13 protein-coding genes are annotated in these 13,970 nt (G+C 67.4%); 7 read left to right on the forward strand and 6 right to left on the reverse strand.

The features are described from left to right. Positions 1 to 148: 148 nt before the first annotated feature. Complete coding sequence (locus ACFC4D_RS41630; RefSeq protein ID WP_376071862.1) at positions 149 to 2,266, forward strand: RecQ family ATP-dependent DNA helicase; 2,118 nt, start codon at positions 149 to 151, stop codon at positions 2,264 to 2,266. Positions 2,267 to 2,290: 24 nt separating this feature from the next. On the opposite strand, the gene ACFC4D_RS41635 is transcribed toward ACFC4D_RS41630, so the two are convergent. Next, positions 2,291 to 2,779 carry a MarR family winged helix-turn-helix transcriptional regulator gene (locus ACFC4D_RS41635; RefSeq protein ID WP_364629591.1) on the reverse strand — a complete coding sequence of 163 codons (489 nt, stop codon included), beginning with the start codon at positions 2,777 to 2,779 and terminating at the stop codon, positions 2,291 to 2,293. Positions 2,780 to 2,890: 111 nt separating this feature from the next. On the opposite strand from ACFC4D_RS41635, the gene ACFC4D_RS41640 reads away from it, so the two are divergent. The 5 genes from ACFC4D_RS41640 to ACFC4D_RS41660 are packed head-to-tail and all read left to right on the forward strand — an operon-like array spanning position 2,891 to position 6,804. Continuing rightward, a complete protein-coding gene (locus ACFC4D_RS41640) occupies positions 2,891 to 3,733 on the forward strand; it encodes an NAD(P)H-binding protein (protein WP_376071865.1) in 843 nt (280 codons plus the stop codon). 44 nt (positions 3,734 to 3,777) lie between these two features. Then, a complete protein-coding gene (locus tag ACFC4D_RS41645; RefSeq protein WP_376071868.1) occupies positions 3,778 to 4,893 on the forward strand; it encodes an MFS transporter in 1,116 nt (371 codons plus the stop codon). After that, positions 4,815 to 5,243, forward strand: coding sequence for a hypothetical protein (locus tag ACFC4D_RS41650; RefSeq protein WP_376071871.1), 429 nt, complete (start codon positions 4,815 to 4,817; stop codon positions 5,241 to 5,243). The genes ACFC4D_RS41645 and ACFC4D_RS41650 overlap by 79 nt, the downstream gene beginning before the upstream one ends. A gap of 6 nt (positions 5,244 to 5,249) precedes the next feature. Next, the gene (locus tag ACFC4D_RS41655) at positions 5,250 to 5,666 is read left to right on the forward strand and encodes a MarR family winged helix-turn-helix transcriptional regulator (RefSeq protein ID WP_375955255.1); all 417 of its coding nucleotides are present in this window, start codon (positions 5,250 to 5,252) and stop codon (positions 5,664 to 5,666) included. Positions 5,667 to 5,706: 40 nt separating this feature from the next. Then, complete coding sequence (locus ACFC4D_RS41660) at positions 5,707 to 6,804, forward strand: methyltransferase (protein WP_376071874.1); 1,098 nt, start codon at positions 5,707 to 5,709, stop codon at positions 6,802 to 6,804. A gap of 196 nt (positions 6,805 to 7,000) precedes the next feature. On the opposite strand, the gene ACFC4D_RS41665 is transcribed toward ACFC4D_RS41660, so the two are convergent. Beyond that, positions 7,001 to 7,525 (reverse strand): DUF4254 domain-containing protein, encoded by a 525-nt coding sequence (locus ACFC4D_RS41665; RefSeq protein WP_376071877.1) that lies wholly within the window; start codon positions 7,523 to 7,525, stop codon positions 7,001 to 7,003. A 378-nt stretch (positions 7,526 to 7,903) separates the two neighbouring features. Between ACFC4D_RS41665 and ACFC4D_RS41670 the strand changes: the two genes are divergently transcribed. Next, positions 7,904 to 10,045 (forward strand): DUF6585 family protein, encoded by a 2,142-nt coding sequence (locus ACFC4D_RS41670; protein WP_376071879.1) that lies wholly within the window; start codon positions 7,904 to 7,906, stop codon positions 10,043 to 10,045. 4 nt (positions 10,046 to 10,049) lie between these two features. On the opposite strand, the gene proB is transcribed toward ACFC4D_RS41670, so the two are convergent. The 4 genes from proB to rplU all read right to left on the reverse strand — a co-directional run bounded on the left by proB (position 10,050) and on the right by rplU (position 13,508). Further along, positions 10,050 to 11,150, reverse strand: a complete 1,101-nt coding sequence (gene proB, locus ACFC4D_RS41675) for a glutamate 5-kinase (RefSeq protein ID WP_376071896.1) — start codon at positions 11,148 to 11,150, stop codon at positions 10,050 to 10,052. 130 nt (positions 11,151 to 11,280) lie between these two features. Then, complete coding sequence (obgE, locus tag ACFC4D_RS41680; protein ID WP_375955261.1) at positions 11,281 to 12,732, reverse strand: GTPase ObgE; 1,452 nt, start codon at positions 12,730 to 12,732, stop codon at positions 11,281 to 11,283. A 157-nt stretch (positions 12,733 to 12,889) separates the two neighbouring features. Continuing rightward, the gene (rpmA, locus tag ACFC4D_RS41685; protein WP_364629570.1) at positions 12,890 to 13,156 is read right to left on the reverse strand and encodes a 50S ribosomal protein L27; all 267 of its coding nucleotides are present in this window, start codon (positions 13,154 to 13,156) and stop codon (positions 12,890 to 12,892) included. 40 nt (positions 13,157 to 13,196) lie between these two features. Continuing rightward, on the reverse strand, positions 13,197 to 13,508 hold the full coding sequence (gene rplU, locus ACFC4D_RS41690) for a 50S ribosomal protein L21 (protein ID WP_067568881.1): 312 nt from the start codon (positions 13,506 to 13,508) through the stop codon (positions 13,197 to 13,199). Between the last annotated feature and the right edge of the window lie 462 nt (positions 13,509 to 13,970).

The raw sequence follows: 13,970 nt of genomic DNA on the forward strand, positions 1-13,970 counted from the left end.
ACCGTCAGCGTGGGCACAGCGTTGTGTGGATCCCGGCCAAAAGCATGCCGGGATGACGGCCTACCGCCGCAGGACAAAGGACGAGTTTGCGGCGTGGCGGGGTGCGAAGTCGGGTTGGAGCTGGGTCGTGTCGGTGCGGTGAGGCACGATGGAGCGCGTGACCTCGACCGACGCGACCCGAACCGGTACCTCCAGCGAGCTGCGACCCGATGCCGAACGGCTGTTGCGTGAGCTGGCCGGGCCGAACGCGCGGTTGCGCGAGGACCAGTGGGTGGCCATCGAGGCGCTGGTGGTGCAGCGGCGGCGGGCCCTGGTGGTGCAGCGCACCGGCTGGGGTAAGTCGGCGGTGTACTTCATCTCCGCCAAGTTGCTGCGCGCGGCGGGGCGCGGTCCGACGGTGATCGTGTCACCGCTGCTGGCACTCATGCGCAATCAGGTCTCCTCCGCCGAACGCGCGGGAGTCGTTGCGGCGACCATTAATTCGGGCAATGTCACCGAATGGGACGAGATCCACGCCCAGGTCGCGGCGGGCGAGGTGGATGTGCTGCTGGTGAGTCCCGAGCGGCTCAACAACCCCGACTTCCGCGATGCGGTACTGCCCAAACTGGCCGCCGACGCCGGTCTCGTCGTGATCGACGAAGCGCACTGCGTCTCGGACTGGGGGCATGACTTCCGGCCCGACTATCGCCGAATCCGCACGCTCATCGCCGATCTCGGCTCCGATGTGCCGGTACTGGCCACCACCGCGACCGCCAATGACCGCGTGGTCACCGATGTGGCGACGCAGATCGGCACCGACACACTGGTTTTGCGCGGCGGCCTGGACCGCGAATCGCTGCACCTGTCCGTGGTGCGCATTCCGGACGCGGTGGAACGCACCGCCTGGCTCAGCCGCAAACTGCACGAATTGCCCGGCAGCGGCATCGTTTACGCGCTTACCGTGGCGGCGGCGCACGATCTCGCCGATGTACTGAACTCACACGGTCACCATGTGGCGGCGTACACCGGTCAGACCGACCCCACCGAACGCGAGGCGCTCGAGGCCGCGCTGTTGAACAACGAGGTCAAGGCGCTCATCGCCACCTCCGCGCTGGGTATGGGTTTCGACAAGCCCGATCTCGGTTTCGTGGTGCACGTGGGCGCGCCGTCCTCGCCCATCTCCTACTACCAGCAGGTCGGGCGTGCGGGGCGCGGTACCGAACGCGCCGAGGTGGTGCTGCTGCCCGGGCCGGAGGACCGCCAGATCTGGAGCTACTTCGCCTCGGTGGCCTTCCCGCGCGAGCACATCGTGCGCTCGGTGCTGGCCGCGCTGAATCCCGATCGCGCACTGTCCACCGCCGCCCTCGAACCCCTGGTGGAGCTGAACCGCTCCCGCCTGGAAATGGTGCTCAAGGTGCTCGATGTGGACGGCGCGGTGCAGCGGGTGCGCGGCGGCTGGATCGATACCGGACAGCCCTGGGAGTACGACACCGAACGCTATGAGCGCCTGAGCATCGCCCGAAATGCCGAGCAGCAGGCCATGATCGACTATCAGTCCACCACCGAATGCCGGATGAACTTCCTGCGCCGCCAACTCGACGATCCGGATCTGCGCGCCGACTCCCCCGGCTGCGGCCGCTGCGACAACTGCACCGGAACCAGTCAGGACACCACGGTCGACGCCGCCGATCTGGCGGCCATCCGCACCCGCCTGGACCGCCCCGGCATCGATCTCGCGCCGCGCAAGCAGTGGCCCACCGGCATGTCGAAACTCGGAATCTCGCTGTCCGGCAAGATCACTCACGGCGCGGAGACCGGCCGGGTGCTCGGCCGACTCAGCGATCTCGGCTGGGGTCAGCGCCTGCGCGCACTGCTGGACGCACCCGACGCACCCGTTCCTGATGAGGTCTTCAAAGCCTGCACCATCGTGCTGCGCGAATGGGATTGGGCCGAACGCCCCACCGCGGTGCTGGCCCTGGACTCCCCCGGTCGCCGCCTGCTCACCACCTCGCTCGCCGCGCGCCTGGCGGAGATCGGCCGCCTGCGCGATCTGGGCACCCTCTATCTGCGCCCCGATCTCCCGCCGGTCTCCGCGGTCAACTCCGCGCACCGCGTCGCCGCGCTCGACAATGCCTGGGAGACACCCGATCTCACCGAGGTGGACGGCCCCATCCTGCTGGTCGACGCCCTGACCGACACCGGCTGGACCTTCACCATGGCCACCCGCGCCCTGCGCGCCGCCGGTGCGGACGCCGTCCTACCCTTCGCCCTGGCGACACCCTCCTGAGCCGGGCAGCCTCGGGGTCGGCGGCTAGGCGTCTTTGGCGAGCCCTCGATCCTTCAGCGCTTCGAGGGAATCGACGTATCGGAGCATGAGCCGGGCGAAATCCAGGCGGTCCGATTCGGGCCAGTCGGCGGTGATGTAGTCGTAGGCATCGCGCTGATGCTTGCGGAACCGGGTCATGAGTTCCTCGCCCTGCGGGCTCAACTCCAGCACGGTGCGCCGGCCGTCCTGCTGCGAGGCGGCGCGAATCAGATACCCCGCCTTGATGTTCTCGCTGACCATGCGACTGGCCACCGACGGATCGGTGCCGAGTAGTTCGGCGACCTTGCCGACGGTCACCTCCGCCCCCGGCTGAGCGTTGTGCTCCTGGATGAGATTCAGCACCAGCGTGCGGCTCAAATCCTTTGCGGAGATGGGGTTCTCGACCTCCAGCAGTGAGGTGCGGCGCAGTTTGCCGAAGGCCGGTCCCACGGCATTGAGCAGGTCATCGGGGGTGCGGGTGTCCTTGGCGGTCATATGCACATCGTATATCCATGCCAGATCGAAGACATGTGTTGACTTACAATTGTGTGCATGACAACATGCATATGTACACAAGCACAGAACATCAACCCGATGGAGAATCCCATGACCACCCTCGTCACCGGCGCTCGCGGCAAGATCGGCCAGTCGCTCATCGCCAAACTGCGCACCGCCGGACTGCCCGTCCGCGCCGCCAGCGCCGATCCGAGCGCCCTGACCGTCCCCGCCGGAGTGGACGTCACCGAACTCCGGCTCAACGCCCCCGAAACCTTCGACGCCGCGCTCGCCGGCATCACCCAGGTGCTGCTCTACGCCGAGCCCGCCGGTATCGACGCCTTCATCACCGCCGCGCGGGCCGCCGGAGTCGAGCACATCGTGCTGGTGTCCTCCTCCGCGGTGCTGAGCCCGACCGCCACCGAAGACTCGCTCGCCGCGCACCACCTGAATGTCGAGAACGCGCTCGCCGCCTCCGATATCGCCACCACCGTGCTGCGCCCCGGCGCGTTCGCCAGCAATGCCCTCGGCTGGGCGTACTTCATCAGCAACGGCCTGCCCATCGAGCACGCCTACGCCGACGCCGCGATCGTGCCCATCCACACCGATGACATCGCCGATATCGCCTACGCCGCGCTCACCGGACACGAATTGCGCGGTGGCACATACCATGTCACCGGCGAACAGTCGCTCACCTTCCGAGCTCAGCTCGCCGCGATATCCGAGGTGCTCGGCCGCGATATCCCGATCGTCGAGATCACCCCGGACGCCGCCCGCGCTCAGCTCGCCCAGCACATGCCCGCCGCCATGGCCGATTCGCTGCTCGCGTACTGGGCTTCGACCTCCGAACGCCCCGAGCCCATCGCCGACACCACGCGATCTCTGCTCGGCACGCCCGCTCGCAGCTTCGCCCAGTGGGCGCACGAGCACGCGGACGCGTTCTCCCCCAATTGATTCCGGCCTCACCACGGTGAGACCCACTCCCCCAAGGCATTCCAATGGCAACTCCGCCACACGCCCGGCCCGCCAACACCCCGTCCACACCGCCCACCGTGCAACCGGATGCGTCACCCGTCCCACCGGCGGACCCGTCCCCCATGACAAGCCGCGCCCGCTGGGCCGTGCTCGCGGTCATCCTGTTCGCCTCGATACTCGACCTGCTCGACTCCACCATCACCAATATCGCCGCCCCCACCATCGCCGCCGATCTCGGCGGCGGCACGGCCCTGATCCAATGGCTCGGCGCGGCTTACGCACTCGCCATGGGCGTGCTGCTGGTGGTCGGCGGCAGACTCGGTGACAAGTTCGGCCGCCGCCGTCTGTTCCTGATCGGCATCATCGGCTTCACCCTCGCCTCGGTGGCCTGCGGGCTGGCCCTCGGCCCCGCCGCGATCATCGGCTTCCGATTGCTTCAGGGCGCTTTCGGCGCACTGCTCATCCCGCAGGGCTTCGGCATTCTCGGAGCGGTCTTCCCCCGCGACGAGGTCGGCAAGGCGTTCGGCGTCTTCGCACCCGCGCTGGGCCTGTCCGCCATCTGCGGCCCGATCCTGGCCGGATTCCTCATTGACGCGAACCTGCTCGGGCTCGGCTGGCGCGCCATCTTCCTGATCAATATCCTGCTCGGCACTCTCGCGACGGTGCTCGCGATCCGGCTGCTCCCCCGCGATTCCGGTGACCGCGCCGTCGTCGTCGACGGGCTCGGCTCGGCACTGCTCGCCGCCGCCATGCTCGGTGTGCTCTACGGCCTCATCGACGGCCCGGCGCACGGCTGGACCGCACGCCCGATCCTTGCGCTCACCGCCGGACTGTTGTTCTTCGGCGGGTTCTGCCTGCGCCAGCGGCATGCCGCCGCACCGCTCATCGAACCCTCACTGCTGCGCAATCGCGGATTCACCTCGGGCCTGCTCCTGGGCCTGATCTACTTCGCCGCCACCTCGGGCCTGCTGTATGTGCTTTCGCTGTATCTCCAGGATGTGCTGCGCCGCACTCCCACACAGGCCGCGCTCGCGCTCGTCCCCTCTCGATCGGCATCATCGTGGCCTCCATCGCCACCCACCAGCTGCTCGCACGCCTGGGCCGCACCCTCGTACTCATCGGCCTGCTGCTCACCTTGACCGGCAGCCTGATGCTGTACGCGCTCATCCACCACTACGGTTCGACGCTATCGGGCTGGGCGCTCATCGCTCCCGTGCTGCTGACCGGCCTCGGCCTCGGCGCGTGTTTCGGCACCATCTTCCGGGTAACCCTGGGCGATATCGATCCCGTCGAATCCGGCAGTGCCAGCGGCGCGCTCACCGCCGTGCAGCAACTCGCCAACAGCATCGGCGCGGCCGCTGTCACCACCGTCTACTTCCACACCACCGGTGGCGCGTCCGCCAGCCTGCTGGTCGTCGCTGCGCTAGCCCTGACCTGCTGTCTCGCCTACCGGCTGCTGCCCGAACACGCCGCCGCCGAATCACACTGAAGGACAATGATCGTCATGAAGCCCATCGGCTACTGGCTCAATCGCACCGATCGCGCCATCACCCACTACATGAACGGCACCCTGGCCGAATTCGGCCTCACCCGGCTCGCCTGGCAGGTCCTCAATGTCGTCCGCGACGGCAAGGACGTGGCGGACGACGAGGTGCACACCATCCTGGTCGCCAATGCCGAAGCCGCCGATCTGGACACCGCCGTCACCCTGCTGCTCACCGACGGCTGGGTCGCCCGCCCGGCCGCCGAGCGGCTCGCGCTCACCGATGACGGCCGGGAACGACTGGTCAAGGTCGGCGCGAGTATCGACACCTTCCGCGAGGTCTCCCTCGCGGGCGTCACCGACGACGAATATCGCACCGCGGTCTCCGTGCTCGAACGCATGACCGAGAATCTCGAAGCCCGGCGGTAGGCTCGACGCATCCGCTGCCTGAAATCGGTTGGAGTCCACCATGACATCCAGTTCCGCATCAGTTCCGCCGCTCCCCCTGGTACGCGCACTCGGCTGGTTTCGCGATGGGCTGGCCGCGTTGCACCGGCGGCTGGTTCCCGGGCATATCGCACTACTCGAACTGCAGATGACCGGATTCCTCACCCAGGGCATCCACGCGGCCGCCGCGCTCGGGGTCGCCGACGCGCTCGCCGACGGACCCAGGCAACCGGATGAACTGGCCCGCGCACTCGGGGTGTCCGAGGACGGGCTGCGGCGGCTCATGCGGCTGCTGATCAGCTTCGATATCTTCAGCCAGCGGCGCAATGGTTCCTACGCGCTCAATGGGATGTCACAGGCGCTGCGCAGTGACGCCGATGTCACGCTGCGCGATGTGATCCTGTTCTTCGGATCGGATTTCCACCGCAATCACTGGACGCATCTGGCGGACGCGGTCCGCACCGGACAGTCGGTCGGACCCGCGCTGGACGGGATGCCGTTCTTCGAATACGCCGCCGCGCACCGCGATATCGGGGATATGTTCGACCGGGCCATGACCAGCATCAGCACGCTGTCCGCCGAACCACTGTTCGCCGCATACGATTTCGGGCGATTCGGAACGCTCGTCGATATCGGCGCGGGACAGGGCAGTCTGCTCACCGATATCCTGCGCCGCACCGACGCCGCGCGCGGCATCATCTTCGATCTGCCCGAGGTGGTCGCGGAACTGCCCGCGCAGGTGGCGAAACTCGGACTGGCGGAACGACTTTCGGTCGAACAGGGTTCGTTCTTCGAAGCGGTGCCCAAGGGCGGGGACGCCTACATTCTCAAACACATCATCCACGACTGGTCCGATGACGAGGCCGAACGCATTCTGCGCACCGTGCGCGCCGCCATGGAACCCGACGCGTGCCTGCTCGTCATCGAGATCGTGCTGCCCGAACATCAGCGGCCGCACGCCGGAAAATTCATCGACCTGGAGATGCTGGTCAACGCGACCGGCCGGGAGCGCACCGAAGCCGAATTCCGGAATCTACTGGCCCGCAGCGGTTTCATCCTCACCCGCACCGTGCACACCGCCGCCCCGGACTGCGTCCTGGAAGCGCGCCCCGCACGCTGATCCTCCCCCGGCGGTGATCGGCCCCCTTGCGCCGATCACCGCTGGCAGGGCTGCGCGTCATAGCACCGGATTGCTCGGACAACCGCCGCACCAGAGCATTCCAACACCGCGACTTCGCATCCCAACCCCGGCGCACCCAATTGCCACCGGGAGTCTTCCACGCACTACCCCGCATCACGCGGCTCAATCAAGCGCGCTACGCCGATCTTCGTTCCTGCGCGCCCAGCACATTCGCCGCCCGGTCCGTCCACCCGGCGGCCATCTCCGCCAGGTCGTACCAGGCCGCGTGCACCTGCTGGTCCGATACCCGGTCCACCGTCTTGAGCAGATGCACCGCGCGCACATGCGCGGCCGCCATCGCGTCGATGAGGGATCCGAGGGATTCGCCGCGCGTTTCCCGGCGGCGCGCCCGCCTGGTCACCCACTCATCGATGAAAGTGACCGTCTGCGCACGGCGTTCGTCGATGCCGCTCGGATCCGACGCACCCGGATCGCCGCGTTCGGCATTGCGTTCCAAATGCAGTTCGGCCAGGCCACGGGCCCAGCGCGTGACCGGATGATCATCGGACTGGTCACCGATATGGCCGCAGAAGGCGGCCAGCAGCTCATGCCAGTCGGGCAGTAGGGGACGATGCGCGAAGCCGTCGTCACGGCGAGCGAGGACATTGTCACGGCCACTCGCCCACGACAACTGCGTGTCGTCCGGTTGCGGTATGTACATACCTACCTCCACGGCGGTGCGGGCGCACCCGGCGCCGCGGGCGGTCGCCGGACCGCGAGCCCGGCGCGGCAAGGGCGGACCGCGCCGGATCCAGGCAACCGCTATCGGCGAAGGGCACATCTACGATGCGGCACCGGGTGCAACTTCCAGGATGCGCGGAAAAGCTCGCCCGCCCACTGCCCTTTCCATGGCCTTCCGATGCCCCTCGCTCGCCGCGCCGCGCCGACACGCACAGAAATGCGGTATATGGGACCGACCGGTCGGTGAAAATCACCGCTACCTGCCCCATTGTCGACGATTCCGGATCTGTGGCACAGTCGCTTTCGCACATGATCATCGGCGGGAGCCGCGGAACCTCCCGCCGCACAGGGGGTAGCGATGACGCGCGTGGTGGGGATCGATCTGGGGACCTCGAAATCGGTTGTCTGCGTACTGGAGAACGGGCGGCCCCGCATCCTCGCCAATGCCCAGGGCGCGCAATACACCCCGGCGGTCGTCGGATTCAATGACGACGGCTCGGTCATCGTCGGGCAGAAAGCCGTCGACCGGTCCATTCAGCATCCGGGGCAGACCGCCGCCGGGGTGCGACGCCGCCTCGGCACCGACTGGACCTTCACCGATCACGGAAAGACCTACACCGCACCCCAAATCGCGGCCTGCGTACTGCGCAAACTCAAACGCGACGCCCAGACCGCGCTGGGTGAGGAATTCACCGATGTGGTGCTGGCCGTACCCGCCCACCTCGGCGAGGCCGAACGCCGCGCCACCCTCGAAGCCTGCGAACTCGCGGGGTTGCGAGCGCTGCGGCTGGTCGGCGAAACCAGCCTGACCGCCCTCGCCTACGCGGCGCACACCCGGCCCGACAGGGAGATCGCACTCGTGGTGGACCTCGGCGCGGGTACGTTCAGCGTCGCGCTGTGCGAGATCGGCGATGGCGTTACCTCGGTGCGGTCGACTGGCGGGGACAACACGCTCGGCGGCAATGACTGGGATCAGCGCCTGGCGGACTCGATCACGCGGCGGTTCCACGCCCGTACCGGCGTCGATCTGAGTGTGAATCCACTTGCGCTACAGCGCATTCGAGTAGCCGCGGAGCAGACCAAGATCGAGCTTTCCAGCGCCGCGACCAGCACCGTGAACCTGCCCCATATCGCCACCGACGGCGGCGGAGATCCGATGTTCCTCTCCGAGAACATCACCCGCGCGGACTTCATCGAACTCACCACGGACCTGCTCGACCGCTGCCGGGCGATAATCGCGAAAGCGCTTGCCGACGCCGGACTCTCGATGCGCGAGGTGAACCGGGTGATACCGGTCGGTGGAGCCAGCCGCATGCCCGCCTTCACCGCGCTGATGACAGAACTCGGCGGCGAACCCTACCGGGGCATGCATCCGGACGAGTCCGCGGCCATCGGCGCGGCGCTGCTGACCGGGGTACTCACCGGTGCCATCGGCGACCAACGTCTCCTGGACGTCCCACCGAGCGGTATCGGAACCCCGACCGGCACAAGCACGTTGACCCCGGCCGACGACACACCTGCATCCACCCCGCAGGCCGAGGCACCACGGACATCCACCCCACGCGACGACCAACGACAGGCGTCCGCCCCGCACGATGACGGGTCACAGGCAGCGCACGCGTCGACCGAGGCGCGGCAGCGGTCCGGGGCCGCGGGATCGGCTGGGCGGCAGCGCGACGAACCTTCTCCGCTCATAATCGATGCCGCTGCGAAACATGGCCTCGGGCAACATGTCTCGACCCATCCACACCGCTGGTTCGGGGGTTCGCGCGCGTGGATCTACGGTATTCCGCTCGCTATTCTCGGGGTGATCGTCATCGCCAGCTTCATCACCGACGGCGCGGGCAGCGCGCTCGCGGTCGCGGTACTGTTCCTCGGCGTCGCGGGGCTGGTGTGGCTGCGGCAGTTCATCAGTTCGCCCAAACACACCGCGGCACGGGTGAAGTACGCGGGCAGTCAGAGCACCGGATCACAATTCCGGGATGCGCAACTGAGTCTGTTCGAGCACGGCGCGGTGGTGCAGAGCGGCGGGCGGACGCACGTATTCCGTTGGGAGACGGTGTCGGTGATCGAGGACATCACCCGCGTCTCGCACCGCACGTACGGCTCCGAGACCGGCGTGTCCTGGACCTACCGCTGTCAGCTGACCGATCCGTCCGGGGCCGACTACCTCGTCACGGACCGATTCGTCGGAGCCGAGCACTGGGGACCGGAGATCCGGCAGCGGGTGACGGCCGCGCAATTGCCGCTCGCCCTCGCCGCCGCCGAAACCGGGAAATCCCTGGAGTTCGGCTCGATAACCCTGAGCCACGGCGCGATTCGCGCGCACAACCGCTCGGTACCCTGGGGTGAGGTGCAAGAGATCCGAATCGACAAGGGCTACATAGCGATTCGCGTCGCCGGGGAATGGCTCTCGCTCACCAAGGTCGCGGCGAACGCCATCCCGAACGTCTTCGTCTTCCTCGAACTCGCCGAGCGCCTGCGCACCCGGGCACGCTGAACGGTCAGACCTTGACCAGGTCGTCGGCGTGCACGACGGGGCGCTGTGAGTTCTCGGGGAGGTCGCCGGTGGAGCGGCCCTTCATGGATTCGAGTTCGTCGCTGTCGTAGGCGGCCACACCACGCGCCACGATCGCGCCGTCCGGGGAGATCAGGTCGATCACATCGCCGCCGTGAAAACGCCCGGCCACCTTGGTGATTCCGGCGGCGAGCAGGGAGCGGCGGCGTTCGGCGACGGCCTGTACCGCACCCGCGTCGATATGCACCGCGCCCCGGCTGTCGGCGGCGTGGCGGACCCAGAATTTACGAGCCGAGAGGCGGACCGGGCGGGCGGCGAAGGCGGTGCCCACGGTCGCGCCGGACAGCGCGGCGGCGGCATCGGATGCGGCGGCCAGCAACACCGGCACCCCGGCATCGGCGGCCAAGCGCGCGGCTTCCAGCTTCGAGGCCATGCCGCCGGTGCCCAAAGCGCCTCCGCTACCGGCGATTACGCCATCCAGATCGGCACTGCTGCGAACCTCGGGAATGAAATTGGCGGAACCCTTGCGAGGGTCGCCGTCGTAGAGACCGTCCACATCCGATAGCAGGATGAGGGCGTCCGCGCCGACCAGGTGCGCCACCAGCGCGGCGAGCCTGTCGTTATCACCGAAACGGATCTCTTCCGTTGCGACGGTGTCGTTTTCGTTCACCACGGCGATGGCGTGCAGGGAGCGCAGCCGATCCAGGGTGCGCTGGGCATTGCGATGGTGTTCGCGGCGGCCGAAATCGCCCGCGCTGAGCAGCACCTGGCCGACCACGCGGTCATAGCGCGCGAACGAGGTGCCCCAGGCGTGCGCCAGGGCCAGCTGGCCCACACTCGCGGCGGCCTGCTTGGTGGCCAGATCCTTGGGCCGCTTGGACAATCCGAGCGGCGCGATACCCGCGCCGATGGCCCCGGAGGACACCACGACCACATCGGAACCGGCCCGCATCCGCGCCTCGACGGCATCGGCCAGCCGGTCCAGCCGCTCGGTCTCCAGACCGCCCGCGAGACTGGTCAGCGCCGAGGAGCCGATCTTGACGACCACGCTGCGCGCCGTCGCGATCGCCCGCCGCGCTTCACTCAGCTCGGACTCGGCCCGCGTGATACTCGAACTCACTGCACCACACCTCAATTCGCCCGCGGTACGGTACCGCCGCTTCGAATCCCTATCACCCGCACCGGTATTCGCGCGAATCCGGTGCGGGCGGTTACTGCTAGCCCTCGTCGTCGATCAGGCCGCGGCGCGCCCGCGAGGCGTGCTTGCGCTCGGCCGCGCCGATGCGCTCGGTCTGATCCAGGCGCGGGTCGGCGCCACGACGGGTCATCATGGTCTCCACGCCGGCGGAGATCTGCGGCTCCCAGTCGAAGTAGAAATCGCCGATGGTCACCGGTGCGCCCGGTTCGGCGCCCAGCTTGACCAGCTCCTCTTCGACACCGAGGCGCGCCAGGCGGTCGGCCAGGTAACCCACGGCCTCCTCGTTGTCGAACTGGGTCTGCGCCACCCAGCGCTCCGGCCGCTCACCGCTGACGATGAAACCGCCCTCGACCTCGGGATCGCGGATAACCTTGAAACCGCTGTCGCCCTTGACAACCGGGCGAATGATCGCGCGCTTGGCCTCGGCCTTGGGATGCGCGTCGCGGTATTCCTTGATCAGGTCCGCGAGCGCGAAGGTCAACGGCCGCAAGCCTTCCCGGCTCACCGCCGAGATGGTGAACACCGGCCAGCCGCGCTTCTTCAGCTCCGGGGTCACCATCTCCGCCAGCTCGGCGGCATCGGGGACATCGGCCTTGTTGAGAATGACGACGCGCGGCCGGTCCGCCAGATCGCCCAGTCCCTCATCGCCCTTGAGCGCGGGCTGGTACGCGGCGAGCTCGGCCTCGAGCGCGTCGATATCGGAGATCGGATCGCGACCCGGATCCAGGGTCGCGCAGTCGACCACATGCGCCAGCACGGCGCAGCGCTCCAGATGCCGCAGGAAGTCCAGGCCCAGACCGCGGCCCTCACTCGCGCCCGGAATCAGACCCGGCACATCGGCGACCGTGAAACTCGTCTCACCCGACAGCACCACACCGAGATTCGGCACCAGCGTGGTGAACGGGTAATCGGCGATCTTCGGCTTGGCCGCCGACAGCACCGACACCAGCGAGGACTTACCGGCCGACGGGAAGCCCACCAGGCCCACATCCGCCACCGACTTGAGCTCCAGGATCAGCTCGCGCTCCTGGCCCTCCTCGCCGAGCAGCGCGAAACCGGGAGCCTTGCGCGCCTTGGACACCAGCGCGGCATTGCCGAGCCCGCCGCGGCCACCGCGAGCGGCGATGAACTGGGTGCCGACGCCGACCATATCGGCCAGGATCTCACCGTCCGTGCTCATCACGACGGTGCCGTCCGGCACCTTCAGCAGCAGACCGTCGCCGCGCTTACCGCTGCGGTCATTGCCCTCGCCCGGTTTGCCGTTGCCGCCCTTGGCATGCGGGTGGAAGTGGAAGTCCAGCAGGGTGTGCACATTGCCGTCGACCTCGAGGATCACATCCCCGCCATTGCCGCCGTTACCGCCATCGGGTCCACCCAACGGCATGAACTTCTCCCGGCGCACCGAGGAACAGCCGTGCCCACCCTTGCCCGCACGCACGTGCAGTACGACACGGTCGATGAATTTGGACATATCGGTGATCATCCTCCTTCAGGACAGTCGTCTTGCGATCGCACGGCCGGATCGGCACGTGTCATGAGCGAACTATGTAAAAACAGCAAAACGGGCCAGGGCTATTTCAACCCTGACCCGCGTCGCGAAGTGCGTGTGGATTAGCTCCGTGACGGCGTCAGGCCGACACCGGCTCCGGAACCACGATGTTGATGGTCTTGCGACCACGCTTGGTGCCGAACTGCACCGCGCCCGCCGCCAGGGCGAACAGGGTGTCGTCGCCGCCACGGCCGACATTCACACCGGGGTGGAAGTGCGTGCCGCGCTGGCGAACCAGGATCTCACCGGACTTGACGACCTGGCCGCCGAAACGCTTGACGCCGAGCCGCTGGGCATTCGAATCGCGACCATTGCGCGAGCTGGATGCACCCTTCTTATGTGCCATTTCAAACTCCTCGTGCCGGGGTGACGAACCCCAAGTCGGATTACTTGATGCCGGTGACCTTCAGGACCGTCAGCTTCTGACGGTGGCCCTGACGCTTGTGGTAGCCGGTCTTGTTCTTGAACTTGTGGATGCGGATCTTCGGGCCCTTGGTCTGTTCGACGACCTCGGCGGACACGGAGACCTTCGCCAGCTTGTCAGCATCGGTGGTCAGCTCGGCGCCATCAACCAGCAGCACCGGCGCCAGCGACACGGAAGTGCCCGGCAGACCCTCGATCTTCTCGACCTTCACCAGGTCACCAACCGCGACCTTGTACTGCTTTCCGCCGGTCTTGACGATTGCGTACGTTGCCATCGGTCGGCTGCCCTTCTTCCTGTAGTACTACACGGCTGATCCTCCGGCTTTGCACCGGAAACCGCCGAATGACTGGTCTGGTATTCACCGCCGCCTCGGGCCTGTGGTTCACATTTGAACCGGACCCTCGTACACACAGCGCATTTGCTGAATCATGCTGCACAGCAGAGCGCTGTCGCCGGGGGCAGCGACTGTCCAAGACTACAGGACCGGCCCGAGCGGTCCAAACCGGGGGTTCCGCGCCCGTGAACGGCGAGGAAACCGGCCTGGCCTGGGGGTCTGGCGTACGCCGTCACACCCGCCGGATCGGCCGTGCGGGGCCCCGGAACGGAGGTGGGGCCCCCCCATAGACAGCGGGGGCCCCCCCAAAAACAGTAACAAAGGAGAAGTTTCGATTTGGCCGGGGCGAGTTAAAAAAAAAAACCACCCCACCCACCAAAAACCGCAAAGATTAGAGCGAGT

This window comes from Nocardia sp. NPDC056000, from assembly GCF_042269265.1.
GTDB lineage: Bacteria > Actinomycetota > Actinomycetes > Mycobacteriales > Mycobacteriaceae > Nocardia.